A 24,743-nucleotide genomic window follows, 5' to 3' on the forward strand; every position below is an offset into this window, starting at 1 on the left:
TAATTTTACTACCAAAAGGAGGTGAAATAAATGGTACAAGAGTACAGAAATATCTACCAAATAGCGAGAGAAAGTGCAGGTTTGACTCAAGAAAAATCATCAGAACTAATGGATATATCGGTTGATAGTTTAAGGGCGTATGAAGGAGGAAAAAGAATACCTCCAAATAAAGTAGTCATTAAAATGATAGAAATTTATAATATGCAATTTTTGGCATATCAACATATGAGAATGAGTGAAGAAATTGGACGAAAATATTTACCTGATATTAAAATTACGGATTTATCCACTGCTATTCTTAATTTACAGACGCAAGTGAAAGATTATATTGGATGTGAGGATTTACTTGTAAAAATCGCATCTGACGGAAAAATAAGTGAGGATGAGCAGTGTGATTTTGAAAAAATATCTAAGGAACTTAATGATATAGTCGAAGCAGTTTACACTTTTAAGTTTTCAAAGCAAAAGGAGGAATAATAATGAATTATTTAGTGTGTTATCAGTAGTAACCATATGAATTTATTTGAATAATATGGTAGTAACATTCTTAAAGGAGGATCTTATGAGAAAGAAAAAAGAAAATGATGATGACATAAAAGTAGTTGTCATGAATCCTGAATATATACCTCTAGCTCAGGAAAGAATGTTTGATTTTTTCTATGAAAAGTTTCAAAGGGAGCAGCAACAAAAAAGTGAAGATAAACTTAAAGATGTAAAATAATTGACAGGGCTTTTTAGCCTTTTATAAAAAACTATTTTGTAGAAAAACATGGACATACCCCAGAATATGTTATGAAACATATCTTTGGAATGTGACAATTTTAAAAAATAATTATTTTAAATATCAATGGGAGGAGGAAAAAGGATGTTGGAAATAATAGTTCCAGAGGATACTGCAAAATTGGATAGGCAGATTCAAGCTCTTGAATGGCAAATAAAGCATGATACCAGTGAAAAAGATAGGCGTATCCATAGGGCAGCATATGACAAGTTGGTTAAAGAGAGAAAAAAGGATAATGAATAAAAATAGATATATTTAGGATATTTATGTAATAAACAATAAAAAGGATGAAAGGAGAAGGAAAATATGAACATAAGAAAATTATCTAAATTAATTTACAGTCATATTGAATATAGGTGTGCTCATATAGCAATATATGTAAAAAGTTGTTTATGGGATTATAAGATAGTAAATTGCAATTCAAAAGATGAAGCTAAAAAGGATAGGAAGTTAGAAGAACTTTTTAAATACGCATAAAAAAAGCCCTCGCCAAAGGGCACAAAATTAAACAATTCATATTCCAATTCTATCGCAGAATTGGGGAAAAATCAAGACTTATAATATAGGGAAGTCAATTTAATGGCTTCTCTGAAAGGATGTAGTATCTATGGCAGACAAATTAGTCCAATTTAAGGGAACTGTATATGAAGATGGATATGGAATAGTTGCTAAAAGAGTAATGCGAGATAATGAAATTTCAATAGGTGCTAAATGTTTATATGCATATTTATGTACTTTTATAGATACCAAAGCCGGAAATACTAATTCATTTCCAGGTAGGAATAAAATATGTTTTGACTTAAAAATTAGTAAAGATACTTTTGGCAAGTATAGAAAAGAACTTGAAGCAAAAGGATATTTGATTGTTACCCAAAAAAAAGAAGATAAGAGTAAGAAGTTTGCTCACAATGTTTATAGCATAGAAACAATACCGTGTCCTAAAAAACCGGATACGGAAGAGCCGGACACGGAAAAGCCGTATCCGGAAAATCTGGACACTAAAAGTACCAATATTAAAAATACCAATAATAAAAGTACCAGTAATAAATATAGCACACAGTTTTTAGAGTGGTACTCCTTATATCCTAATCCGTGGAATAAAGAACAAAGTTTTAAAAATTTTAAACATATGCTTAAAAAAGATACTTTTGAAAATCTGATGGTAGCTACTAAAAACTATATAGCTGTTCTACAACGGAGAGGAAATTCAGATAAGCAGTACATTACACGTAGTACAAACTTTATAGGGCAGAAAAAAGAGTACCTTGGGTATTTGGAGATGGATTTACAGGAAAATGTAAAAGGTGATGATAAGGTTGGTGCAGCAATAGAAGCTCTTGAAAAATTGGAGTTATAGGTGGTGATAGGAAATGGAAGATACGAAGATAACAAAATTGTTTACTACTGTTAAAGATAAGCTGTTTTTTGAAGTTAAAGATATAGCCGAAACAGATAATTATGAAGATGTCAATAAAATGATCCATGAGAATTGGATACTGCTTAACATAGTATCCAATTCAGGTAAGCTAATTTATTCACTTGGAAAAATAATAGATTTGTGATGACTTTAAACGTACTTGTAAGCTTGGGAATTTTTAATTTCGATAGTTGATTGAGGTAATCCCAGCACATAAACGTTTAGATCATCCTGAATATAACAGTTTAAAAGATGCCAACCATCACTAAGAAGTTTTTTAGATTCTTTATAGTCTGTGGTTTCAGTTATATCTCTTATATTAAGTGAAGAAATTGAAAAATCGTCCATAGATAACACCTCCTTTTAGGTAAGATTTTAACATCTAAGGAGAATGTAAACAAGTATAGGTGGTGATAAAAAAATGTTGTCGTCAGATGTTTTTAAAGAAGGAATGAAAGAATTGATGTTTGCTTTTAATATGGACCTAAAACCAGAACAAATAAAGGTTTGGTATAAATATTGTAAAAAATTTACTGACAATGAATTTGAAAAGAAGATTGTTAACTGCATAAAGTTTTGCAGACATAAACCTTATATCGCTGATTTATTAGATATAAAAGAAAAAGATGAATTTCAACCTGCTAATGCAGGAGCTTATGAGTATGTATAGGGATGGTGAATAATGATGCAGACTTTACCTAGTAATATAAAAGCTGAAACGGAGTTATTGGGAGCAATACTCAATAATCCAGAAAGTATATTGGATGCTGTAGGGGTTGTAAAGGCTAATGACTTTTATAAAGAATCACATAAATATATTTTTAGTACTATGGAAAAAATGTTTAAAAGTAACATTAGAATAGACTTAGTTACCTTGGCAGAAGAACTTGGAGATATTTTGCCTAAAGCTGGTGGAATAACTTACATCTCTGAACTAGCTGGAAGTATAGTGAATTTTAATGTTAAAGAATATTCAACAATCATCAAAGAAAAATCTAATAAACGTAAAATTATAAAATTATGTGAAACGCTTAAAGAAAAATCATTCCAAGATGTTGAAACTTCACAGAGCTTAATTGATGAAATAGAAGAACAACTATTTAAAATTAATCTTAATAAAGAAAATAGAATTGAAAGTTTTAATAAAATATTGGAATCTACCGTAACTCACATAGAGGATACATGTAAAAATAAGGATTTGAAAAAAGGTGTTACTGGAATAGATACAGGTTTTAGAGATTTAAACCGTATGACTGGAGGATTGCAAAAACAAGATTTAATTATAGTGGCAGCCAGGCCAAGTATGGGTAAAACCACATTGGCGGTTAATATTGCTACAAATGTATCTAAAACAAAGACAGTTGCTATATTTAGCCTGGAAATGTCTAAAGAACAAATAGCAAGAAAGGTATTAGCAAGTCAAACACATATAGATTTACTTAAAATTAATACAGGAAATTTAGATTCTGGGGATTGGGAAAGCATTGGAAAAACTACAGGACCGTTATCTAATAATAAATTATTTATAGATGATACAGGAGCTTTAGGTGTTTCAGAGATAAAAGCAAAATCCAAAAGAATCAAGTTACAGCACGGGTTGGATTTGATAATTGTAGATTATTTACAGCTTATAACCAGCAGGGGAGAGAATAGAACACAGGAAATAAGCAAAATAAGTCGGGGATTAAAGCAAATAGCAAAGGATTTGGATGTACCTGTTATTGCTCTGTCTCAGCTAAGCAGGGCACCAGAAACAAGGACAAACCATAGGCCAATGCTTTCCGATTTAAGGGAATCAGGAAGTATAGAGCAGGATGCAGATATAGTTATGTTTTTATACCGGGACGAATATTACAACAAGGAAACAGAAGAAAAAAATATTGCTGAGTGTATATTTGGAAAAAGTAGAAATGGCAAGGTGGGTACTGTTAAGCTTGCTTGGTTAGGGCAATACCAAAAGTTTGGACAACTAGATTATACTCCTGATGGTGGTTTCAATCCTAAGATATTCGAAGATAAGAAAAAGGTAGAAGCAAAGCAGGAGGTAATGAAGATTGGATAATGAAGTTTGGATTGAGAATATAATAAGTCTTTATTTTAGAGATGGCAATATTGAGGAGATTTCAAAAATTACCAAACAGGAACACAAGGAAGATGTACTTAAAAATATATCTCAGGCATGGGAAGAAAAAGCTAAAAAAGCTTCTGTACTGGAAAGCAGGGGATGGAGATATCAACAAGCAATGTTGATCTAAAGGGGGAGGTATGGCATGAATAAAGTAGTTTTAATAGGCCGACTAACTAAAGACCCTGATTTGAGGTTTACCCCAGGTAAAGGAAAAGCAGTTACAAGAATTACAGTGGCAGTTGATAGGAGAATGAGAAAAGAAGATGGCAGCAGGGAGGCAGACTTTATTCCAATAGTTATATGGGGTAAACAGGCAGAATCTACGGCTAATTATATGGGCAAAGGAAGACTTATAGGTGTAAGTGGCAGGATACAAACCAGGAATTATGAAGCTAAGGATGGTACTAGGAAGTATGTAACAGAAGTTGTTGCTGATGAAGTGCAGTTTTTGGATTGGGGTAAAAAATCGGGGCAGCAGAAAGAAGATAATTATGATTTACCTGATGATGTTACTCCAGTGGATGAGGGGGATATTCCGTTTTAGGCTTTAGGGGGTGCAAATATGGGGTATTCATTATCAATGATTGTATGTATTAGATATGGCAATTTTAAACAAAAGATAGGACTGACTAAAAAGTATCTTAGAAAAGGTTATAGAGTTGAGATTCTAGACGGTGGTTTTGTATATGCGGAGAAAGGAAAAGAGGTTGATAGGGGCTGTGAGGTTTGTGCAGAGGTGAATTTTAATGCGAGTAGGAAATAATTGGAGGGTTAAAAATGAGAGTGTCAGTAATTTTAGAAAAGCAAGCACGTACCAGCGTAGATTTACAGGGGATAAATGCTGTAGAAGTATTTAGACAATTAACAACTATACTTATGGATAAAGCTGTAGGTGAGAGTAAAGGTAAAAAAATAGATAAAACAATACCCCATAGTGATATTCAGAAAGCTATAGAAAGAGTAGCTTTAGAGCATATAACAGAAAACACTGAAACACATAAGAAAGAATCCATCCAGAATACTAGCAATGAAAACATTCCACGTACATTAGTTATGGTAAAGTGTCCTGAATGTGGGAACATAGCAACACCTTTAATGCATGTTAGGGATGGAAAACTTTTATATGTTAATAGAAATTTGAGTTGTAAAAACTGTCAGTCTTTATTACCTATAACGGATTTAAAACCTGCACAGTATTCATGTCCTAATTGCGGAACTTCAGCGTACTTCTATGTAATGGGGGATTTGAAGGAAGTTTATTGCAAGGATTGTAAAAGCCCAATTGATTTACTATGGCATGAGGAAAAGAAAAAATACTTAAGTGCCAACCTAATTAGGTGAACTTAAATATGAAGCACGTGAAGTGAAATTAATGTGACTTAAATAAAAAACAAGAGAGCTCTTTGAAAATTGAATAATACGGTATTTTGAAATGATACTAATTATTTTGTATAAATATTATACCATATATCTTCCTGAATTATAAGACTGCAAAATAATAGAAATTTTTGATATAATTGCTTGTGGACTATAAGGTAGGGGAGGTATTTAAAATGAAAATTGTAGCTATCAATGGAAGTCATAAAGGTAAATTTGGTAATACTGACAAAATGGTAAGTGCATTTTTTAAAGGAGCTCAAGCAGCAGGTGCAGAAACCTTAAACATTTTTTTAGCTGAAAAGGAGATTAAGTATTGTAAGGCTTGCAAGGTATGTTGGTTCAATGGTTTAGGAGAATGCGTAATTAAAGATGATATGACTGAAATACTATCTCTTATGGAAGGATTAGATATTTGTATATTGGCTACTCCAATTTATGTTGATAATATATCCAGTAGGTTAAAAGCCTTTATGGACCGATTAATGGTGACAATTAGTCCTTATTGGGAGAAAGATAAAAATGGGGAGTGCCGGCATTTAACAACAAGCTTATCACCTAAATTAATTATGATATCCAACTGTGGTTATCCAGAAAGATCTCATTTTCAAGTAATATCCCACTGGATTAAAAGGGTTGCACGCAATATGAACACTGAAGTGATTGCTGAAATATATGCTTCGCAAGGTGCTCTCTTGAATACCCAAATAGAAGAAGTACGTCTTGTAGTTTCTAACTATTTGCAAGCTCTGGAAAGGGCCGGAAAAGAAATTATTACTGATATGAGATTATCGGAGGAGACAAAGAAATTATTGGAACGGAAGTTTATTCCTGATGAAATTTACATTGAAGAAGCAAAGAAATATGTTAATAATATGTTGAAAAAATAGGTTTAAAATAGTTGGGAAATGTTAACTTGGATTGCCAGATTTGCTTCATGATTTATATCAACTTGTACCGGTTATACAGGAATTAAAATGAGAATTCATAAGGGTACCGTATTATTCAAAAACTAGAATTTTACGGTATTTTTATGTGGTAAAACAAAAATAATGCGACGAAACTATTGAAAATAAAAATACGAATAATGTTCTTTGAGAATCGAATAATACGGTGTTAAAAAGTAGAATTTCTTCACATTTATTGGAAGAATAATCATCTTTTATCATGCAAATTATGATATAATTACTACTATTAAAGTCAAAGTAGTAAATTAAGGCGAAATAGTGATTATTTAATAATTGTTAAAGAGGAGAAGGAATTATTATGCAACAATTTTTGATAAAAGAATTTGGTCAGAGTTTAGGCAATAAAATTTATGATTTACAACAGAGAAAATTACAGACAATACTTGAGTTGACGACAGGAAAAAGTAATAATCAGATGATAACATTGACCAAAACAATTCTTCCAAAGATTTCATTATATAAGGTATTACAAGAGGAATTAGGTGAACAGAAAAAAGCGTATGATACGCTTGAAAAGTACATGCTTACTATTGTAGGACCGAAATTGAATAAACAGTATTCAATGCTTGAATTCATACCTGGATACTTTTATATGTTTAGAAAGATAATGGCTAGTACAGTTAATAAGAGTGATAATTGGGTAACGGAAGTGATGAAAAATGACAGCACATCAGTAGAATATAACATAACAAAATGTCTCTGGTATGATGCGTGTGTAGAGAATGATTCTCCTGAACTTTGCAAAATTTTTTGTGATGTAGACCATGTAATTTATGGTTCAATGAAAAAAGTAAAGTTTATTCGAACAGGAACGTTGGGTACAGGGAATAAATGTTGTGATTTTTGCTTTTTAAATAAAAAGAAAAGAAACGAAGTATAAGTCTGTAGACTAATTAATACGTATTTTTCTTATATAGTTTATCAATCGTAAATCTAAGATATTTGAATAATGGTAAGATATTGTGAATTAATAATTGCTTATTTAGACGGTATCAATATAGAAGTATTAAGGGGGGATATATGTTATGGCACAGGTAAAGGCAAATGAAATACAAATCGAATATGAAATTTTTGGAAAGAAGACAAATCCTACAATAGTACTTATTGCAGGAAATGGTGCTCAGCTAAATTTTTGGGAACTAGATTTTTGTGAAATGCTTGCAAAGGAAAATTTACAAGTTATACGCTTTGACAACCGCGATGTGGGATTGTCTACAAAATTCGATGCGGCTGGTATTCCTGATATGGAAAGAATATACCAGGCAGCACAAGAGGGAAAACCAATTAAGACACCATATACATTGGAAGATATGGCTGATGATGTGGCTGGCTTGTTAGATGCGTTGGATATAAAGAAGGCTCACATCTGTGGTGCTTCTATGGGAGGCATGATTGCTCAGGTTTTTGCCTATAGGCACCCTTCGCGTATATGTAGTTTAATTTCTATTATGTCATCTACAGGTAATCCAAATAATCCACAAATATCACCAGAAACATTGGCGATTGTTACAGCAACACCTCCAACTGAACGGGATGCATATATCGATTATACTTTACGTATGTGGAATAATGTTTGGAGTAAGGGATTCCCTTTTGAAGAAGAACGTGCAAGGCGGTATTGTGAAGAAAGCTATGATCGTTCTTATTATCCACAAGGAGCTGTACGCCAAAATGCAGCGTTGGTTGCTAATGGGGATAGGAGGCAACACCTTTCATTATTGACAATTCCAACACTGGTAATTCATGGAACCGAAGACACATTGTTTCCTGTTGAAGCAGGAGAAGATACAGCACGCACAATACCTAATGCTAAATTACTTTTGATTGAAGGAATGGGACATGATATGCCTAAGGGAACATGGAAATGCATAGTCGAAGCTATTGCTAGTCAAGTAAACAACATGTCTCGTTCATGTTGATGGGATAGATGCAACTATGTTTATTATGTGCACAGAAAATAGATTGATATTATTGCGAATTTCAATTTGTAGTTAAGTTATTTCACATTCTTCTTTTTTAACGTAACAACTGAAAAGATGAACGATTTATTAAAACACTGTATTATTCAAATTTGAATTTTACAGTGTTTTTTACGTCGTAATTCAAAGACTTTGTAATAAAACCAAGTACCAGGGATATTTAAATCCCTGGTATAACATAAGAAGTAATTATCGGAAAGTAAAAACTAACATGGAGAATAAAATATAATAATTGAAATTGCCCTAGTAAACAGTATGTCCAAAGTTAGATTTATTATACTGGAAATTTAAAGAAGGTGAGTAGATGAAAAGAGAGATTAAGTTTAGAGGATTTTCGATATTATGCAAAAAATGGATGTATGGCTATATATGGATTGTTCCAGGAGTTAATTTACACTATATACGTACAGGCAAAATCGATGTTAAGGATTCCTCCATTGAGAAATACGAAGTATATTCAGAAAGCATTGGACAATTTACCGGACTCAAAGATAAGAACGGTAAAGAGGTGTACGAGGGTGATATCGTAAAAGAGCAAAGAAAGAGATTTAAAGACAAGTATTTTGCTGTTAAATGGAATAATGATATAGGAAGTTACATTTTTGAACCTTTAGACAAAAGTTTAACATCATATCCTTGTTTTAATATCGGGACAGTAAAAGGCCTAGAGGTTATAGGAAACATATACGAAAATCCAGAGTTATTGGAGGAATAAAGATGACTGATTTAATAAGATTAGGTTATGTGTTTTTGGGAGCATGGGTTTTGTTGAGCATAGTTGGGATAGTGGTTTTCTTCATAATTGCAAATAATTTTAAGAAGAAACGTAACAAAAGTTATGAGGAATATAGAAAAGGGTATGAGGAGTTAAAAAAAAGGCAAAATAAGCATGAGGGGTGTAAAGATTATGATATTAAATTTTTTAGGTAGAGGTTCGGTATTTAATATAAAAGAAGGGAATAATTCGGCTTATATAAGAGAAGATACCAAATTAATATTACTGGATTGTGGGGAAAACATTTTTGAAAGAATAGTTAGTAAAAACCTATTAGATGATATTAAAGAGGTACATGTGTTAATCACTCATCTTGATTCAGACCATGTAGGTAGTTTAAGTAGTCTGATTTATTATGCATACTATATGAGGCAAATAGTATGCAATGTGTATTTTCCTAATAGTGATTTGTATGATTTGTTGAAAATACAAGGACATATGCAAGGTCAGGACTATAAATCCAATTATGTAGATGTTGATACAAATACCTTTAGTGAATTTGGTAATATTATACCAATAAAAGTAGAACATATAGAAACATTGAATTGTTTTGGTTATTTACTATATATAAAAGATAAATTGATTTGGTATAGTGGCGATTGTAAAAATGTTTCAAATGTTATTAACGAATATAAAATTGATGAATTTTATCAAGATACCTGTTTGGCAGATTACGAAGGGAATGTTCATACGTCATTAAGGGTATTATGTGAAACTATTCCAAAGCATAAAAGAAATAAAATATATTGTATGCATCTTGATTGTAAGGATTTAATTAAAAAAGCAAAAGATGAGGGGTTTAATGTTGTTGAGATAAATTGAGGTGTAATTTCAAAATTTTCAGGCAAACCTAAACACCGGGGATTATCCATCCCCGGTATAAAGAGAAATATACAATATATAAGCATAGTATCTAGTTTACACATAAGGTTAGATATTATTAATCTAATATATTGATATAACCTTATAAAAATATGATGTGCAGAATTTTAATTAATATGCTGGGAATTTAAAGAAGGTGAGTGGATGGAACAGTTAATAAGATTAGGTTATTGATAGGGAAAAGGGTGAAAGAATTGGATAAAATAGTATATTTAGTTCGAGAAAGAGGGAGTGGTAAATCTACCATCTCAAAAAGGTAAATAAAACGACTATTTAATTTACTTAAATTAAAAAAAATAAATACTTGTATGTTTAAGTCATTTGTGAGGTAAATTAATATGGTAAATAAAACTAAGTAAATAAATATACAGAATGGAGCATTTAGTTTACACTATAATTATAAAAAATAATTGCAGCAGGTGTAGAGGAAATAGTACAAGAAAAAATTACAGGTACAAAAGCAGATAGACCTGAATTAAATAAATTGTTGGATAAATTAAGAAACGGAGATTTAATTTCACAAAGAACAAAAGAGGGATTGGTTGCTGCTAGGGCTAGAGGTAGAAAGGGCGGTAGGAGGCCTAAGTTAGATGCAACTAAAAAAGGTGCCATTTATAGCTTATATCAGCAAAGAAAAACTTCTATAAAAGAATTATGTAAAATGTTTGACATTAGCAAACCTACTTTATATAAAGTCATAGAGGAGTTGAGTAGTAAGAATGGGAATAAGTAAGAAAAAATTAAAAGACAAAATAAATGTTGTGGTAGATAATTTAATAGATTCGGCTGAAAAAGCTGGAGATTTGAATTTTTTTGAAATAAACATAAAACATACAAATGGAGATTTAAGCATTAATTTAATGAATAAATATAAAGAGAAAGTATAGGACTGACCTACTAAGGAGGTACTATTCCAGATGGAATGGTGCCCTTTTCATTTTTGTTTGGAGGTATGGATATGGATAATAGCGAATTTGATAAGGCAATGGAAGCTGAAAGATGGCTATTTAATTATAAAAGCACGAAAGCAGGTATTGAGAGCTTAAAAGAGGAACAAAAAGTTTTGAATAATGATATCTCTGAAATGGATGATTCGAAAAAAATTACATTAGATTTGTTAAATAGCAGAATAAAAAATATGCAAAGAAAAATAGAGCAGATAGATAGAGCTTTAGCTGCATTAAATAAAGTTGAAAGAGAGATTGTAACGTATAAATGTATAGATGGATTATACTATTATGAATTTACTTATAAAGTTTATAAATCAGAAAGACAGTGTAAAAGGATTAAAAAGATAGCATTAAAAAAAATGAGTATAGGATTAGGATTATAAAATGGCACTTTTTTGTCCCTTTAATGTCCCTTTAATGGCACTCCATATTAGAATATATGGATTATAATATTTAATATAGAAGAATATATGGAATTTGATAGAAATGAAGGATGTCCCCTTTTATGGTTTGGGTGAACTATACATTTTTTTAGAGGATGGTAATTTAATGGCATTAAATAAAGAAAAGGTTAAAAGCTTATATTTAGAGGGTCTAACAGACGCTGAGATTGCTAGAAAGCTAAATGTTAAAAAAGACACTGTTAAAAAATGTATTCAGAGAAATTTTAATCATTTAAGATGTGAACATAGAACTGCTTTGGCATATAGGCGAGAAGCCTTAAAAGCTATTAACTATGAGGCAAATAAATATATAGGCGATAGTGCATTTATAAAAAAGAATAGATCTATATATAAGACGAATCCTAATGGAGATATAGTAATAAATAAAGACGTTGCCCCTGTAACAACATGGGATACTCCAAGGAGATTGGCAAATGAAAAAGAAATTAATAAAATAGAACATCCCCTTTTAGAGCACTGGTTTTAAGTTACTGGTGCTCATTTTGTTGCAAAGGAAGTGATTAAATTGAATGAGATTTATAAGAAAGAAAATTTTATAGTAATTCCAGTATGTAGAGATTTCATAATTATAAATACTGAAAAGATATTTAAAGAAGGCCATACGCATGTGAAAAATATAGGAGTTGCAAGGATGCTTATAGATTTGGCTTTAGAAAAAAGACTTCCTAAGAATCCTTATTTTGTTGAAAATTTGGTTAGGATATCTATGGATAAGAACTATACAGATAAATTAAAAGAATTTAAATCAGGTAATTTTATTGATTATAAAGAACTTATGGAAACTTCTTTTTATAAAAGGCATAAGGGAGCTATAAGGCAGGTAAAGTAAACTAATATCTATTACCCTATATTCACAAAACAATTAGTAAAAAGCATTGCTTCAATTATGAGAGGAGAGTGAATTTTTGATAATATTTACCATGAAACCCGTTATAATACATAAAATGAATAAATATTTTATAATTAATCTACGCTAAGAGATAGTAGTCTATGATATATAATGGTATCATTTATTTATAAATTGTTGTGAAATTATAAGAAGTTGTGACAGAACAGTAATTTAGTGTGCATTGTATATAAAGAGGTGAACAATGAAAACAATAGTAATATATAAGTCTAAAACAGGTTTTACAAAGAAATATGCTGAGTGGATTGCAGAAGAGTTATCAGCAGACATTTTTGATGCATCAAAGGTTAATATTAATATGTTGAATAAATATGATACTGTAGTTTATGGTGGAAGTTTATATGCTGTAGGTATTATTGGAGTAAAACTAATTAAAAAGAACATTAACAAACTTAAAGATAAAAGGTTAGTGGTTTTTGCAACAGGAGCATCACCTTCAAGAGATAATGATATAAATCAAATTATAAATAAAAACTTTACAGTAGATGAGCAAAAATATATCAAATTCTTTTATTTAAGAGGAGGCTTTAATTATAAAAAACTAAATCCTTTTGATAAATTTCTTATGACACTATTGAAATGGAAAATAAAAAGTAAAAAGCAAAAAGAGTTGTCAGCTGATGAAATAGGTATGCTTGCTATATATGATAAGCCAATAGATTTTACAGATAAGAAGAATATATATAAAATAATAACTTATATTAATTCGTAAAATATATTAGGTAAATAAAACAGATATTTTTCACTAGAAAAAATAAAGGAAAAGTTTCATAAGTATTAAAGTTATGGCAAAATAAAAAGTCTTATCCTGGATGAATTAAAAAAGGATTAAGGCTTTTTTATTTTAAGAATATGAGGTGGTGGTATGAATGTAGTTGAACCTATAAAAAATATAAATAAGGTGCAGCAAATATTAAGATATGCGAAACAAAATAACGAAAGAGATTATGTTATGCTTGAGCTTGGATTTCATACAGGTTTAAGAATATCAGATATACTTAAACTTAAAATTGGAGATATACAGGATAAGAAAGGTAATATTAAAAAGTATTTAGTATTGCGTGAAGGTAAGACAAATAAGTTCAAACGTATCAAATTGAATCCAGAAGTTAGAGATTGTTTGAAGAATTATTGCAAAGGTAAAGAAGCCTATGAGTATTTAATTAAGTCAAGACAACATGGGGAACATGGTAACAAACCCATAACAAGGCAAAGAGCTTATCAAATAATAATAGAGATAGGTGGTATGCTTGGTATAGAGGATTTAGGGTGCCATAGCCTAAGGAAGACCTTTGGTTATTTGTATTATAAGAAGACAAAGGATATAGCTCTACTTCAAAGATTATTTAATCATAGCAGCCAATTTATTACTCTTAGATACATAGGAGTAGAACAACAGGCATTGGATAAAGCTTTAGATGATATGAACTTTGGTGTTTAAATACAGCTTGTATTTGACATAGTGAGTATAGGTTAAACTCATAAAATTGCTGTATGATATGGATGCTTTATAAGCCCTCTAAATATAAGGCATAGAGGCACTAAATACAAAGGTTAAATAAGTTTAACACACTATATATTAAGTAAAACTGTGAGTAAAACTCGGGGGTGATATAACGCCTAAAAAGATATGTAATTTTAGTGATTGTCATAAGATTATTCCAGGTAATGAAAAGTATTGTGAGGAACATAGGAAACTACATGAACAACTTAGGACTGATAATAATAGAAGATATGATATTAAGATAAGACATAAAAGAGATAAACAATATACTTTGTTTTATCATTCAAAGGAATGGATAGCCCTTAGAGATTATGTGATAAAACATTATAAAGGATTAGATCTGTTTGCTTACTTTATAGAAAATAAAATTGTTCCTGCTTCAACAGGACATCACATAATAGAGTTAAAAGAAGATTGGAGCTTAAGACTTACTGTTAGCAATATATTTCCAGTAAGTGATGCAAGTCATAACAAGATAGGTGCTATGTATAATAAAAACAAGAAAGGGACTCAAGAATTATTGAAGGAGATAATTAATAAATGCAAGTTTTAATAATTGAAATTGCATATTTATTTGTGGTAGGGGGATGAAAAAAATTTTAAACCATTGTTGTAAGACCGCATGCCCCCCTCCATATAAATAATTCTCGTTTTTTGAAGTTTTTAAGGCTTGGAATTTTAGATTCACATGAAAGTGCAAGCACTATTAGAATCTATGCAGAAATAAAATTTTGGAGGTAATTTAAAATGCCTGGAAGAAAAAATATGTCTGTAAAGGCTATCTTAGAAAATGGAAATAGAAGTCATTTAACTAAGGATGAAATTGAAAAAAGACAGGAACAGGAAAAGATACTTGAGAAATTGCAGAGTAATAAAATTCGCCCTCCAACATGGCTTGGGAAAGTAGGAAAGAAAATTTTTAAAGATATTGTTAAGGAGCTTAAAGCAATTGACATACTTGTAAATGTAGATATTTATGGACTGGCAATAACTGCAGATTCCATGGATAAATATATTAGATGTACTATTGCACTTCATACAGAAATGCTCAGGGTTGATGAGATCAATAATTCAGGAATTACTCAAAAAGAAAATCCACTTGTAAAAACACAAATCAGATATGCTGAGATTTTTAAAAAGTATTCAAGTGACTTTGGATTGTCTCCGGCGGCAAGGCTTAAAATTATTCAGGCCAATACTCCTGAACTGGATGATGATGAAGAAAATCTAAATGAGGATTTTCCTGATGTCTAAAAAATACAATACAGTTCTTGAGGAACTTATTGACTATTCTAATGATATATTGACTGGAAAAATACTGGCCTGTAAAAGGCATAAACAAGCTTGTCAAAGATTTTTAAATGACCTCAAGAAAATGGAAACTGATACCTGGAGCTATTATTGGGATGAATGGGAGGCACAAAGGATTATAAAGTGGTATTCACATTGTAAACATAGTAAGGGAGTACTTGAAGGTAAACCTATTGTTTTGAACAGCTGGCAAAAATTCAACGTATGTAATATTGAAGCGTGGAAATGTAAAGATACTGGCTATAGAAGATTTAGATTTGCTTTTATTCAGGTGGGCAGAAAAAATAGTAAGAGTCAGCTTGAAGCTGGCATGGCTGCATATGAATGTGGGGCTAAAGGACATAATGCTGCAGAAATCTATACTTTAGGGGTGGAAAGAGAACAGGCTAAAATTGTATTTGATGAAGTTGATTTAATGCTCTCTAAAGCACTTAAGAAAAGATTTAAAATAGTCCAGAGAGAAATTAGACATAAAAAAAGTAGTAGTTTTATAAAACATCTTTCTCAAAAGGCTGGAAAAACTGGAGATGGTAAAAACCCACAGATGGCAATAATAGATGAATACCATGCACACCCGGATAGCAAGATGTATGATGTTATGAAATCAGGTATGATTTCAAGGCAGGAGCCATTACTTGTTATTATAACTACTGCAGGGGTGGATTATGAGGAAACACCTTGTTACTATGAATATAAAGATTGCTGTAGTATACTTGATGGAACCATAGATAATGATAGATATTATGTCATGATATGTGAACTTGAAAAAGAAGATGAGCCATATGATGAAACTAACTGGATTAAAGCTAATCCGGTGGCGGCAACATATAAAGAAGGTATTGAAAGTATAAGGGAGCTTATGGTGCTTGCTAAAAATTCAAGTGATGAAAGTAAGAAGGTTGATTTTCTTACTAAAAATTGTAATATCTATGTTTCAGCTGGTGAAGATAAATACATTGATATTGAATACTGGAAAAAATGTCAAAGAGAAATATCCTTTGAAGACTTTAGAGGTTGCAGAGTGAATATTGGAGCAGATTTATCTAAAACTGGTGATTTAACATCCGATTCATTTGAATTTCAATTCAGTGAGTTTGATGAAAAAAATAATAAAGATGTACTAAAGTATGCAGTATTTAGTCACTCTTATATACCGGAAATGGTGGTCAAAGAAAAATCTAAAACCGATAATGTACCATATAACTCATGGATTGAAAAAGGATGGCTTACTAAAACTACCGCAAATGATGGCCTGATTATAGATTATATGGAAATGGTCAACCACATTGAGGATATGGTTCAAAAATATGATTTGAAACGTGGAAAGCTTGGATATGACCAGCATTATGCCAATTTCTTTGTAGCAGAAATGGAAAAGCGTGGTTGGGAGTGTGTCAAAGTACCACAGAGTTGTGCAAAGCTTGATAATGCTACTGTGAGTTTTAGAGATTTAATCAAGGTACAGCAAATTGTACATGATGGAAATAAACTCTTTACATGGTCTTTGGATAATTGTGAGGTGGATACAAATAGCTTTGGAGAAATAAAACTTAAGAAAAAGGGTAAGTTTAAAAGAATAGACCCTCCAGCAAGTGCAATATTTGCCCATGAAATGTATCTGGCTGAATTAAGAGAATATAAGTTGAATGTTACAAAATATACTACAGAGGATACGCTAAATAAGTTATGGGGTTGATGCAATGAAAATAATAAAGCTAATTAAAAATTATATAGAAGATATTTTAATAATAAGTGGTTTATTAACAATAATTGGAGCCACTTTTTTAGTGTCTAAAATTATTGGGATTTATGCCCTGGGAATTGTGTTATTGAGTCTTGGGATATATTTTGCAAAATATCCGAAGGAAGTGAATAAATGATTTTTAGAAATGCATATAGAAACAGGATAAGAAACCAGACAGTGTTAAGTGGTGATGGTATGCAGATACCTATTGACATGAAACAGTTTATACAGTATTTAGGGATTGCTCCAGGAGATTTAAATTTAAGTGGAAAGAATGCTTTAAATGAGGTAATAACTTATACCTGTATTAAAATACTCTCTGAAACAATGGGAAAGCTTCCATGTAAGATATATCAGGACAGTAATGGTATAAATAAAGCTACCGAACATTATTTATATCCTCTTTTGAAATTAAGACCTAATCCTTATATGAGTGCATCTGATTTTTGGAAGTGTGTTGAAACCCTTAGAAATATATATGGGAATTCCTATGTATGGATTGATTTTATAGAACATGGAAGAGATATAGGTAAAATACAAGGTTTTTATCCATTAGATCCTACTAAAATGGAAATATGGGTGGATAATGCAGGGCTTTTAAGTTCTAAAAATACCATTTGGTATGTTTATACAGATAATGCAGGGGTGAGACATAAGCTGCAAAGTTATGATCTGATGCATTTTAAGAGCCTTACAACTGATGGAATAGTGGGTATTAGTCCTATACAAATATTGCAAGGTGCTATAAATACCAGTGGTTCGGCTGTTGAATTTCTTAAAAATAGTATACAAAATGGTATGCAAACTGCAGGAATTATAAATTATATAGGGGATTTAAGTCAAGAAGCTGAAAATACATTTAGAAATAAATTTGAGCAAATGTCTAATGGACTTAAAAATGTCAATAGGGTAAGTTTGTTGCCTATTGGATATACATTCCAACCCCTTGCATTAAAGTTAACTGATGCACAGTTTTTAGAAAATACAAAATACAGTGCACAACAAATCAGTGCAGCCTTTGGAATTAAACTGCACCAGTTAAATGAACTTGTAAAAAGTTCTTACTCCAGTACAAGTGAAGCAAATAGAGAATTCTATAGTGATACTATGATGGCTATACTCACAATGTATGAGCAGGAATCTACTTATAAGATTTTTACAACGTCAGAGATAAAACAAGGGTTTTATTCGAAGTTTAGTGCTGATGTAATGCTTAGAGGGGATACAAAAAGTAGAATAGAAACCTATGCAACTGCTATACAAAATGGGATTAAGACTCCTAATGAGTGCAGAAAATTAGAAGAAGATTCTCCAAAGGAAGGTGGAGACCAACTGATAGTAAACGGAAATTATATTCCTCTTACTATGGTAGGCAAACAATACAATAAAGGTGGTGATAACAATGAGTAAGTTTTGGAAGTTTATAACTAACAAAACAGATGATAGCCAAAATGAAGAAGTCGAGCTTAGAATACAGGGTGACATAGTAAGTGATGATGATGTCTGGATATATGAGTGGCTAGGATTTGATTGTGCAAGCCCCAATGTTTTTAGAGATGAACTGAAACAATATGATGGTAAAGATATAACGGTTTGGATTGACAGTTATGGTGGAGAGGTATTTGCTGCAGCAGGTATTTATAATGCTCTGAAAAATCATAACGGTAAAATAACTACTAAAATTGATGGTAAAGCAATGTCAGCAGCAAGTGTTATAGCAATGGCAGGAGACAAGGTAATGATGTCACCAGTTGCAATCCTTATGATACACAACCCGTTAAGTTCAATATATGGATACGCAAGTGATATGAGAAAACAGGCAGATGTACTTGATTCTGTGAAAGAATCTATTGTTAACGCATACCAATTAAAGTCTGGTAGATCTAGAAATAAAATAAGTGAAATGATGGATGATGAAACTTGGATGGATGTAAATACCGCCATAAAGAATGGTTTTGCAGATGAAATGTTATATGCAGATAAAAAAGATGATGGTGAACCTCAAAATAAGGCTATGAACTTTTGCTTCAATAGGCTATCCATTCAAAATTGTGCCAATAGTTCCATGAAAAAGCTTATGGAAATTGAGAAAATGAAAAATAAACAAAATCCTGAAAGTGGTAATGAAGTTCCTGAAGGTATAAAGAATATATTAGAAAAGATTAATGGAAAATTTGATAAAATCACTGATAGACTTGATAAGCTGGAAAATTCATTAGTAAAACAATCAGAACCTAAAGTAGAACCAGAATATGATGAAAAAATTAAGCAGTTAAAAGCAAAGTTAGCTTTAAAGTGTAAACTTTAGGGCTTTTTATTTTGTAGAAAGGAGTTATAATGTGTAGCCAATATAATATGATTAAGTTTAATAAAAATAAAGATATTCTGGTAATTGAAGTTAACTTTGAACTAGAGAAAGAACAAATTTCTGATTTGAAAGAAAAAATATCTAGCCAAGTAAAAGGGAAAATACCGATAGAGTCAATTTTGATTTTAGATAAAACCATGAAAATGAAAGGGATGATAGTAAATGAGTAAGGAACTAAGAGAACTCTATGATAAATTGAGAGCAGCACAGGATAAGGCACAAGCTTTGATAAACAAAGATGACGTGACCGCAGAAGAACTTAATAATTCCACTAAGGAAATTGACAATATAAAGGCTAAAATTGAAACACAGAAAGCTTTAGATGTAGGAAAACAATTTAATGATGAAGGAAAACAGGTGACTGAACCTTTGAATATACCCAAGAAAAAGACAGGATTTGAAGATACTCTATCAAGTTTGGAGTATAGGGAGGCATTTAAGAATTTTTGCGTAAATGGAGAAGTGGCATCTATACTACAGAATGAATTCACAAAACCTATTATAAAAAATGCAGATGCCGTAACTACAACAGGAGATGCATCCGCGGTTATACCAACTACGATTCTTCAGGAGGTAATCCAGAAGGTACAAAGTTATGGCCAGATATATGCAGCCGTAAGGAAACTAGCAATCAAGGGCGGGGTACAAGTACCTATACTTACCCTCAAGCCAACGGCATCATGGATTGGAGAGACTACTCCTTCAGATAGACAGAAGATTCAGATTAACGCTAATGTTACTTTTAATTATTATGGATTGGAATGTAAAATATCAACATCATTATTAGCTGAAACAGTAACTTTGCAGATGTTTGAAAGCACTCTTGTAAGTTTACTTGCTGAAGCATTTGTAAAAGCTCTTGATATAGCAATTATAAAAGGAACAGGGTCAGGACAGCCAAAAGGAATTACAGTAGATGATAGAATTCCTGCAGAACAGATTGTCACTCTTACACCTGATGAATTTATAGATTGGAGTGCATGGAAAAAGAAAGTATTTGCCAAAATGCCACTATCTTATAAGGGTGGTGCTTCATTCTATATGGCTTCAGGTACATTTGAAGGATATGTTGATGGAATGGTAGACAAGAATGGGCAGCCTATAGGTAGGGTTAATTACGGTATAACAGAAGGACCACAGGAAAGGTTTGGAGGAAAGCCAGTTGTTGAGGTTGAGGATGACATAATAGCAAATTATGATGATGCAGCAGTAGGAGACGTTGTTGCAATATATGGCAATATGAATAACTATGCTATAAACTCAAACATGCAACTTACAATGGTTAGATATACAGACCATGATAAAAACGAGATAGTGGACAAAGGTATTCTTGTAGCAGATGGTAAAATACTTGACCCTAATGGGTTTGTCTTAGTTAAGAAAGGTGAAGTTAGTGCAGGGTAATAGAGGGATTATTCTCTCTTTTGCTTTTAAGGAGGGATAATTAATATGAGTATATTAAATTTAGGTGAAGCTAAAAAGTATCTTAGAGTTGATTATGAGGATGAAGATGAAGATATACAATCTTTGCTAGATGCGGCCGAAAAATACCTTATTAATGCTGGATGTATTTTAAATGAAAATGATGAGATAGCCAAGTTGGCGATAAAAATGCTAATAAACGAGTGGTATGAAAATAGAGGGCCAGTTTTGATAGGTAGTATTTCAAAGAAACTTGAATATGGATTACAGGCACTTATTGCACAACTTAAATATTGTGATTTAGATACTTCGTATTAATATTGGAAGTTGGTGATGAATTGAATGCAGGTGATTTAAGAAATAAATTAGACCTCTATGGAAAAACAGAAAGTGAAAATGAACTTAGAGAAATAGAATATACGTACAATAAAATTAAATCTGTATTTTGTCAGGTAATTCCCACAAGTGTTACAGGAAGTATAAGTAAAGGTCAAAATGATACAGAGTATGCAGAAGTAACACATAAAATTAGATGTAGAAAACTTAGCATAAAAAACCTATCTATAGATATGTATTTTATGGATAATGACGGTTTAAGATATGATATTGAATATTTCCAAAAGGATTATAAGAATAATGAATTTTGGGAAATCTTATGCAAAGTGAAATATGAGTAAAGAAAAATGGAGGGATATTTGTGTCAGATGGATTTAATTTAACTGGTTTGGATGAGTTTATCAGAGATATGTTAGATTTAGCGCAGGAAACGTTGCCTAAAGAAAGTAAAAAGTTTTTAAAAAAAAATGCCAATCAGCTTAAAACAGCTACAAAGAATAAGGCAAAAGAATTGGGCATATTAGAGGAAACGGGTAACTACTATAGCGGTTTTAAGAGTGGAAAAGTTTATAAATATAATGGGAGTATGGCGTGTAGGGCAATAAATTCTAGTCCACATGCACATTTGTTAGAATATGGACATTTGCAAATAGATAAAAATGGTAATGAAGTCGGAAAAGGTTTTGTGCCCGGCTTTCATCCATTTGGAAAAGCACAAGAGGGATTTAAGAGTAAATACTATGACAATTGCGAAACATTTATAGATGAAATGATAAGAGAGAAGGGGCTATGAGTGAATGGTAACAATAAAAGATGTAATAAATGCCATTAATAAACTCCTCGAAACAAATTTTACTGTTAAAATTGCCAATAAAAATATCAGGGAGAAGATTATAAGACCTAGTTTTTATGTGGATTTGGAACAGAATGACAGTATACAGCTTAATAGTATATGCAAACAGAACAACTTAACTGTAAGGATTTATTATTTCCCTACAGACCCTAATAATAATCGAATTGAATTATTGGATGTTCAAGAAAAACTTAATAACTTATTTTTAAAAGGATTGTCTGTTACTGAAGATTTTTATATCTATTTGGTAACAGACAATCCTTTAGAGTTTGTTGTGGTTGATGGGGTATTACAACTTAAATTAGAGCTTTATTATTTACAAGAAATAGAAGACACATCGGAATATGAAATGATGGAAGAGTTATGTGTAAATATTAAAACAAATTAAAAAGTGAGGAAATTCAATATGAGCGTACAGTTGCCAAATATTGATATAACATTCAAACAATTAGCTTCTAGCTTTGTGGAAAGAAGTGAAAGGGGTAATGTTTTATTAATTTTAAAAGATGATACAGATAAAACATTTAATACAAGAGATTATTCCATTATTACAGATGTTACTGCAGATGTTGAAAAATATATGCCGAGTAACTTGCAATATATAAAAGATACAATGGTGGGGTTGCCTAATAAAGTCACTGTAATAAGAATAGACACAACTGCTACATTAGCAGATGCTTTAGCTGTGGCTTCTGGATATAGTACAGGCTGGATAGGTATTGCAGAGGGAACTCCAGAGGAACAAGGAGAATTGTCAACATGGATTAAGCAGCAAAGGATATTAAAGAAAACTATAAAAGGCGTAGTTTATAATCCCAGTGAGGCACCAGATAGTGAGGCTGTGGTTAATTTGGGTACAGATAAGGTTATATTTAGTGATGGCAGGGGTCAGCAGACAGGAGATAAATTTATAAGCAGCCTTTTAGGATTTCTGGCTGGCTGTAATGTAGTAAAAGGCAGTACGTGGCTTGAAATGACTAATTTAACAAGTGTAACCGCCATGTCAGATGCTGATATAAATACAGCCTTGCAAGCAGGAAAATTTATGTTGAAAAACGATGAAGGTAAAGTAAGAATTGGAGCAGGAATAAATAGTTTAACTACACTGGAAACAGATAAAACAGAAGATTTTAAATATATAGAAATAATAGAAACCCAAGATTTGATTCTGGATGACATACGAAAAACCTATAAAAATGAATTTATAGGTAAATACAGGAATAAAACCGATAATCAAATGTTATTCATTAGTTCAGTTAATGTATACTTTAAAAATTTAGCAAATTCTGATTCTGAAATTTTAGACAGTAATTATGATAATACAAGTTATATAGATACTGTAGCACAAAAAGATGCATGGATAGCGATAAACCCTGATGCTAAAGACTGGAATGAGGCGAAGGTAAAATCCATGGCGTATAAGAGACAATTGTTCTTAGCAGGAAATATAAAAATATTACAGAGCATGACGGATTTATCCTTTAACATAAAAATGGCTTAGATTAAATTGTGAAGTGAGGTGATGTTATATTGAATAAAGGTAATTTGGTGATAAGTTCAAATGATGCGACTATTTGGATAGATACTGATCCTTTGGCAACTTGCACAAAAGCTTCAGGGAAGTTGACTAAGGAAACAGAGGAAGAAAAATTTGTAGGTGACTCTAAGACATATAGAAGGTCGAAAGGCTATAAGATTGAGGGGAGCATAACGGTAAAGAAAGTAGATACTTATTTAGCCGGAAAAGTGGCAGATGCAATAAAGGCAAATGAGGAACTTGACAGTAAAATTATAGTTAAACAAGCTGCACCAGGGGGCGGAGTAGAAAGAATAGCCCTTTATGGGGTGGATATAAGCGAATTGAACTTATTTAATTTAGAGGCTTCTGGTACTGTAGAACAGGAATTCCCATATACAGCTACTGATTTTGAATATCTAGATAGAATACCTAAAGTAGAAATACAATAAAAAATATTAATTGAGGGAGAAAATTATTATGGTAGATACAAATAAAAAGCAAGTAAAAGTGACTTTGCAGGACTTGATAAATAAAAAGTTACAAAAAAATGACAATAAGAGATTTAATAAAAGTATATATGTGGAAAAGATAGAAGGGGAATTAGTTTTTGAAATTCCAACCTTTGATGAACTTTTGGAATATAGTGATGAGATGGAAACAAGGAATAGTAAAGGTGTCAAACAGATGTATAAGAAATTATGTTATGACACTTGTAAAATGCTGCATGATAAAGAATTGCATAAAGCATATGGGATAGTAGAGCCTTATGATATAATAGATTTTCTGTTTTATGACATAGATATTATGAATGTAGGAGAAGCCATATCTGAAGCTAGAAGCCCTAAGAAGGTAACTGAAACCGTAAAAAAGTAATTGATAAAGATCCATGGCTGCAATGTATAGCTTTTTTAATTACTAAAGGACAAAGGTTAGAGGATCTAGTAAATGCCACAGAAATGGATAAGATAATGTATTTTAAATCAATGGAGCGTTTTTATAAAGATGAAAATGAAAAATTGAAAGCAATGTTTGGAGAGGATAAAAAATAAGTTTATTCT

General features: G+C 31.5%; 41 protein-coding genes. 40 read left to right on the plus strand and 1 reads right to left on the minus strand.

Annotated features, from left to right (window positions below; genetic code table 11):
• The first annotated feature begins 30 nt into the window (after nucleotides 1–30).
• From V7Q02_RS09445 to V7Q02_RS09470, 6 genes are all read left to right on the plus strand, one after another.
• Nucleotides 31–477, plus strand: coding sequence for a helix-turn-helix domain-containing protein (locus tag V7Q02_RS09445; protein ID WP_333860763.1), 447 nt, complete (start codon nucleotides 31–33; stop codon nucleotides 475–477).
• Nucleotides 478–562: 85 nt separating this feature from the next.
• Complete coding sequence (locus tag V7Q02_RS09450) at nucleotides 563–721, plus strand: hypothetical protein (RefSeq protein WP_333860764.1); 159 nt, start codon at nucleotides 563–565, stop codon at nucleotides 719–721.
• Between the two features lie 144 nt (nucleotides 722–865).
• Complete coding sequence (locus V7Q02_RS09455) at nucleotides 866–1,024, plus strand: hypothetical protein (protein ID WP_333860765.1); 159 nt, start codon at nucleotides 866–868, stop codon at nucleotides 1,022–1,024.
• Between the two features lie 63 nt (nucleotides 1,025–1,087).
• Nucleotides 1,088–1,258 carry a hypothetical protein gene (locus V7Q02_RS09460; RefSeq protein ID WP_333860766.1) on the plus strand — a complete coding sequence of 57 codons (171 nt, stop codon included), beginning with the start codon at nucleotides 1,088–1,090 and terminating at the stop codon, nucleotides 1,256–1,258.
• Nucleotides 1,259–1,388: 130 nt separating this feature from the next.
• Nucleotides 1,389–2,138, plus strand: a complete 750-nt coding sequence (locus V7Q02_RS09465) for a helix-turn-helix domain-containing protein (protein ID WP_333860767.1) — start codon at nucleotides 1,389–1,391, stop codon at nucleotides 2,136–2,138.
• A gap of 13 nt (nucleotides 2,139–2,151) precedes the next feature.
• Entirely contained in the window at nucleotides 2,152–2,343 is a 192-nt protein-coding gene (locus V7Q02_RS09470) for a hypothetical protein (RefSeq protein WP_333860768.1), read from the plus strand.
• Between the two features lie 5 nt (nucleotides 2,344–2,348).
• On the opposite strand, the gene V7Q02_RS09475 is transcribed toward V7Q02_RS09470, so the two are convergent.
• Nucleotides 2,349–2,546 (minus strand): hypothetical protein, encoded by a 198-nt coding sequence (locus V7Q02_RS09475; protein WP_333860769.1) that lies wholly within the window; start codon nucleotides 2,544–2,546, stop codon nucleotides 2,349–2,351.
• A gap of 73 nt (nucleotides 2,547–2,619) precedes the next feature.
• Between V7Q02_RS09475 and V7Q02_RS09480 the strand changes: the two genes are divergently transcribed.
• The 34 genes from V7Q02_RS09480 (at nucleotide 2,620) to V7Q02_RS09645 (ending at nucleotide 24,558) form a co-directional block, all read left to right on the plus strand.
• A complete protein-coding gene (locus tag V7Q02_RS09480) occupies nucleotides 2,620–2,868 on the plus strand; it encodes a hypothetical protein (protein ID WP_333860770.1) in 249 nt (82 codons plus the stop codon).
• 12 nt (nucleotides 2,869–2,880) lie between these two features.
• Nucleotides 2,881–4,260 (plus strand): replicative DNA helicase, encoded by a 1,380-nt coding sequence (gene dnaB / locus V7Q02_RS09485; RefSeq protein WP_333860771.1) that lies wholly within the window; start codon nucleotides 2,881–2,883, stop codon nucleotides 4,258–4,260.
• Complete coding sequence (locus V7Q02_RS09490) at nucleotides 4,253–4,453, plus strand: hypothetical protein (RefSeq protein ID WP_333860772.1); 201 nt, start codon at nucleotides 4,253–4,255, stop codon at nucleotides 4,451–4,453. Before dnaB ends, V7Q02_RS09490 begins: the two co-directional genes overlap by 8 nt.
• A gap of 15 nt (nucleotides 4,454–4,468) precedes the next feature.
• A complete protein-coding gene (locus V7Q02_RS09495; RefSeq protein ID WP_333860773.1) occupies nucleotides 4,469–4,870 on the plus strand; it encodes a single-stranded DNA-binding protein in 402 nt (133 codons plus the stop codon).
• 18 nt (nucleotides 4,871–4,888) lie between these two features.
• Complete coding sequence (locus V7Q02_RS09500) at nucleotides 4,889–5,089, plus strand: hypothetical protein (RefSeq protein ID WP_333860774.1); 201 nt, start codon at nucleotides 4,889–4,891, stop codon at nucleotides 5,087–5,089.
• A gap of 14 nt (nucleotides 5,090–5,103) precedes the next feature.
• Complete coding sequence (locus V7Q02_RS09505) at nucleotides 5,104–5,667, plus strand: hypothetical protein (RefSeq protein ID WP_333860775.1); 564 nt, start codon at nucleotides 5,104–5,106, stop codon at nucleotides 5,665–5,667.
• 212 nt (nucleotides 5,668–5,879) lie between these two features.
• Nucleotides 5,880–6,593, plus strand: a complete 714-nt coding sequence (locus tag V7Q02_RS09510) for a flavodoxin family protein (protein ID WP_333860776.1) — start codon at nucleotides 5,880–5,882, stop codon at nucleotides 6,591–6,593.
• A 376-nt stretch (nucleotides 6,594–6,969) separates the two neighbouring features.
• Nucleotides 6,970–7,551: an L-2-amino-thiazoline-4-carboxylic acid hydrolase gene (locus tag V7Q02_RS09515; RefSeq protein ID WP_333860777.1), complete on the plus strand. Its 582-nt coding sequence runs from the start codon at nucleotides 6,970–6,972 to the stop codon at nucleotides 7,549–7,551.
• Nucleotides 7,552–7,696: 145 nt separating this feature from the next.
• A complete protein-coding gene (locus V7Q02_RS09520) occupies nucleotides 7,697–8,590 on the plus strand; it encodes an alpha/beta fold hydrolase (RefSeq protein WP_333860778.1) in 894 nt (297 codons plus the stop codon).
• Between the two features lie 364 nt (nucleotides 8,591–8,954).
• Entirely contained in the window at nucleotides 8,955–9,365 is a 411-nt protein-coding gene (locus tag V7Q02_RS09525; protein ID WP_333860779.1) for a YopX family protein, read from the plus strand.
• Between the two features lie 2 nt (nucleotides 9,366–9,367).
• Nucleotides 9,368–9,580 carry a hypothetical protein gene (locus V7Q02_RS09530; RefSeq protein WP_333860780.1) on the plus strand — a complete coding sequence of 71 codons (213 nt, stop codon included), beginning with the start codon at nucleotides 9,368–9,370 and terminating at the stop codon, nucleotides 9,578–9,580.
• A complete protein-coding gene (locus tag V7Q02_RS09535; protein ID WP_333860781.1) occupies nucleotides 9,558–10,247 on the plus strand; it encodes an MBL fold metallo-hydrolase in 690 nt (229 codons plus the stop codon). The genes V7Q02_RS09530 and V7Q02_RS09535 overlap by 23 nt, the downstream gene beginning before the upstream one ends.
• A gap of 544 nt (nucleotides 10,248–10,791) precedes the next feature.
• Nucleotides 10,792–11,040: a helix-turn-helix domain-containing protein gene (locus tag V7Q02_RS09540; protein WP_333860782.1), complete on the plus strand. Its 249-nt coding sequence runs from the start codon at nucleotides 10,792–10,794 to the stop codon at nucleotides 11,038–11,040.
• Nucleotides 11,027–11,194: a hypothetical protein gene (locus V7Q02_RS09545; protein ID WP_333860783.1), complete on the plus strand. Its 168-nt coding sequence runs from the start codon at nucleotides 11,027–11,029 to the stop codon at nucleotides 11,192–11,194. The genes V7Q02_RS09540 and V7Q02_RS09545 overlap by 14 nt, the downstream gene beginning before the upstream one ends.
• A 71-nt stretch (nucleotides 11,195–11,265) precedes the next feature.
• Nucleotides 11,266–11,640 carry a hypothetical protein gene (locus tag V7Q02_RS09550; RefSeq protein ID WP_333860784.1) on the plus strand — a complete coding sequence of 125 codons (375 nt, stop codon included), beginning with the start codon at nucleotides 11,266–11,268 and terminating at the stop codon, nucleotides 11,638–11,640.
• 103 nt (nucleotides 11,641–11,743) lie between these two features.
• A complete protein-coding gene (locus tag V7Q02_RS09555) occupies nucleotides 11,744–12,187 on the plus strand; it encodes a helix-turn-helix transcriptional regulator (RefSeq protein ID WP_333860822.1) in 444 nt (147 codons plus the stop codon).
• Nucleotides 12,188–12,226: 39 nt separating this feature from the next.
• Nucleotides 12,227–12,550: a hypothetical protein gene (locus V7Q02_RS09560; protein WP_333860785.1), complete on the plus strand. Its 324-nt coding sequence runs from the start codon at nucleotides 12,227–12,229 to the stop codon at nucleotides 12,548–12,550.
• Nucleotides 12,551–12,812: 262 nt separating this feature from the next.
• Entirely contained in the window at nucleotides 12,813–13,340 is a 528-nt protein-coding gene (locus tag V7Q02_RS09565) for a flavodoxin domain-containing protein (RefSeq protein WP_333860786.1), read from the plus strand.
• Nucleotides 13,341–13,493: 153 nt separating this feature from the next.
• Nucleotides 13,494–14,069, plus strand: a complete 576-nt coding sequence (locus V7Q02_RS09570; protein WP_333860787.1) for a tyrosine-type recombinase/integrase — start codon at nucleotides 13,494–13,496, stop codon at nucleotides 14,067–14,069.
• A gap of 334 nt (nucleotides 14,070–14,403) precedes the next feature.
• Complete coding sequence (locus V7Q02_RS09575; protein ID WP_333860788.1) at nucleotides 14,404–14,685, plus strand: hypothetical protein; 282 nt, start codon at nucleotides 14,404–14,406, stop codon at nucleotides 14,683–14,685.
• 194 nt (nucleotides 14,686–14,879) lie between these two features.
• On the plus strand, nucleotides 14,880–15,386 hold the full coding sequence (locus tag V7Q02_RS09580) for a phage terminase small subunit P27 family (RefSeq protein WP_333860789.1): 507 nt from the start codon (nucleotides 14,880–14,882) through the stop codon (nucleotides 15,384–15,386).
• Nucleotides 15,379–17,139, plus strand: a complete 1,761-nt coding sequence (locus V7Q02_RS09585) for a terminase large subunit (protein ID WP_333860790.1) — start codon at nucleotides 15,379–15,381, stop codon at nucleotides 17,137–17,139. Before V7Q02_RS09580 ends, V7Q02_RS09585 begins: the two co-directional genes overlap by 8 nt.
• Before the next feature lie 4 nt (nucleotides 17,140–17,143).
• Nucleotides 17,144–17,323 (plus strand): hypothetical protein, encoded by a 180-nt coding sequence (locus V7Q02_RS09590; protein ID WP_333860791.1) that lies wholly within the window; start codon nucleotides 17,144–17,146, stop codon nucleotides 17,321–17,323.
• A complete protein-coding gene (locus tag V7Q02_RS09595; RefSeq protein WP_333860792.1) occupies nucleotides 17,320–18,597 on the plus strand; it encodes a phage portal protein in 1,278 nt (425 codons plus the stop codon). Before V7Q02_RS09590 ends, V7Q02_RS09595 begins: the two co-directional genes overlap by 4 nt.
• Entirely contained in the window at nucleotides 18,590–19,495 is a 906-nt protein-coding gene (locus V7Q02_RS09600) for a head maturation protease, ClpP-related (protein WP_333860793.1), read from the plus strand. Before V7Q02_RS09595 ends, V7Q02_RS09600 begins: the two co-directional genes overlap by 8 nt.
• 29 nt (nucleotides 19,496–19,524) lie before the next feature.
• On the plus strand, nucleotides 19,525–19,725 hold the full coding sequence (locus V7Q02_RS09605) for a hypothetical protein (RefSeq protein ID WP_333860794.1): 201 nt from the start codon (nucleotides 19,525–19,527) through the stop codon (nucleotides 19,723–19,725).
• Nucleotides 19,718–20,959, plus strand: a complete 1,242-nt coding sequence (locus V7Q02_RS09610; protein WP_333860795.1) for a phage major capsid protein — start codon at nucleotides 19,718–19,720, stop codon at nucleotides 20,957–20,959. Before V7Q02_RS09605 ends, V7Q02_RS09610 begins: the two co-directional genes overlap by 8 nt.
• Nucleotides 20,960–21,004: 45 nt before the next feature.
• On the plus strand, nucleotides 21,005–21,295 hold the full coding sequence (locus V7Q02_RS09615; protein ID WP_333860796.1) for a head-tail connector protein: 291 nt from the start codon (nucleotides 21,005–21,007) through the stop codon (nucleotides 21,293–21,295).
• Between the two features lie 2 nt (nucleotides 21,296–21,297).
• Nucleotides 21,298–21,654: a head-tail adaptor protein gene (locus V7Q02_RS09620; protein WP_333860797.1), complete on the plus strand. Its 357-nt coding sequence runs from the start codon at nucleotides 21,298–21,300 to the stop codon at nucleotides 21,652–21,654.
• Nucleotides 21,655–21,674: 20 nt separating this feature from the next.
• Nucleotides 21,675–22,106: an HK97 gp10 family phage protein gene (locus V7Q02_RS09625; protein WP_333860798.1), complete on the plus strand. Its 432-nt coding sequence runs from the start codon at nucleotides 21,675–21,677 to the stop codon at nucleotides 22,104–22,106.
• 4 nt (nucleotides 22,107–22,110) lie between these two features.
• Nucleotides 22,111–22,554 (plus strand): phage tail terminator family protein, encoded by a 444-nt coding sequence (locus V7Q02_RS09630; protein ID WP_333860799.1) that lies wholly within the window; start codon nucleotides 22,111–22,113, stop codon nucleotides 22,552–22,554.
• Between the two features lie 18 nt (nucleotides 22,555–22,572).
• Nucleotides 22,573–23,667, plus strand: a complete 1,095-nt coding sequence (locus tag V7Q02_RS09635; protein ID WP_333860800.1) for a phage tail sheath C-terminal domain-containing protein — start codon at nucleotides 22,573–22,575, stop codon at nucleotides 23,665–23,667.
• A gap of 29 nt (nucleotides 23,668–23,696) precedes the next feature.
• Complete coding sequence (locus tag V7Q02_RS09640) at nucleotides 23,697–24,134, plus strand: phage tail tube protein (protein ID WP_333860801.1); 438 nt, start codon at nucleotides 23,697–23,699, stop codon at nucleotides 24,132–24,134.
• A gap of 28 nt (nucleotides 24,135–24,162) precedes the next feature.
• Nucleotides 24,163–24,558 (plus strand): hypothetical protein, encoded by a 396-nt coding sequence (locus V7Q02_RS09645; protein ID WP_333860802.1) that lies wholly within the window; start codon nucleotides 24,163–24,165, stop codon nucleotides 24,556–24,558.
• Nucleotides 24,559–24,743: the final 185 nt, after the last annotated feature.

Source organism: Clostridium sp. (genome assembly GCF_036781005.1).
Lineage (GTDB): Bacteria > Bacillota > Clostridia > Clostridiales > Clostridiaceae > Clostridium_B.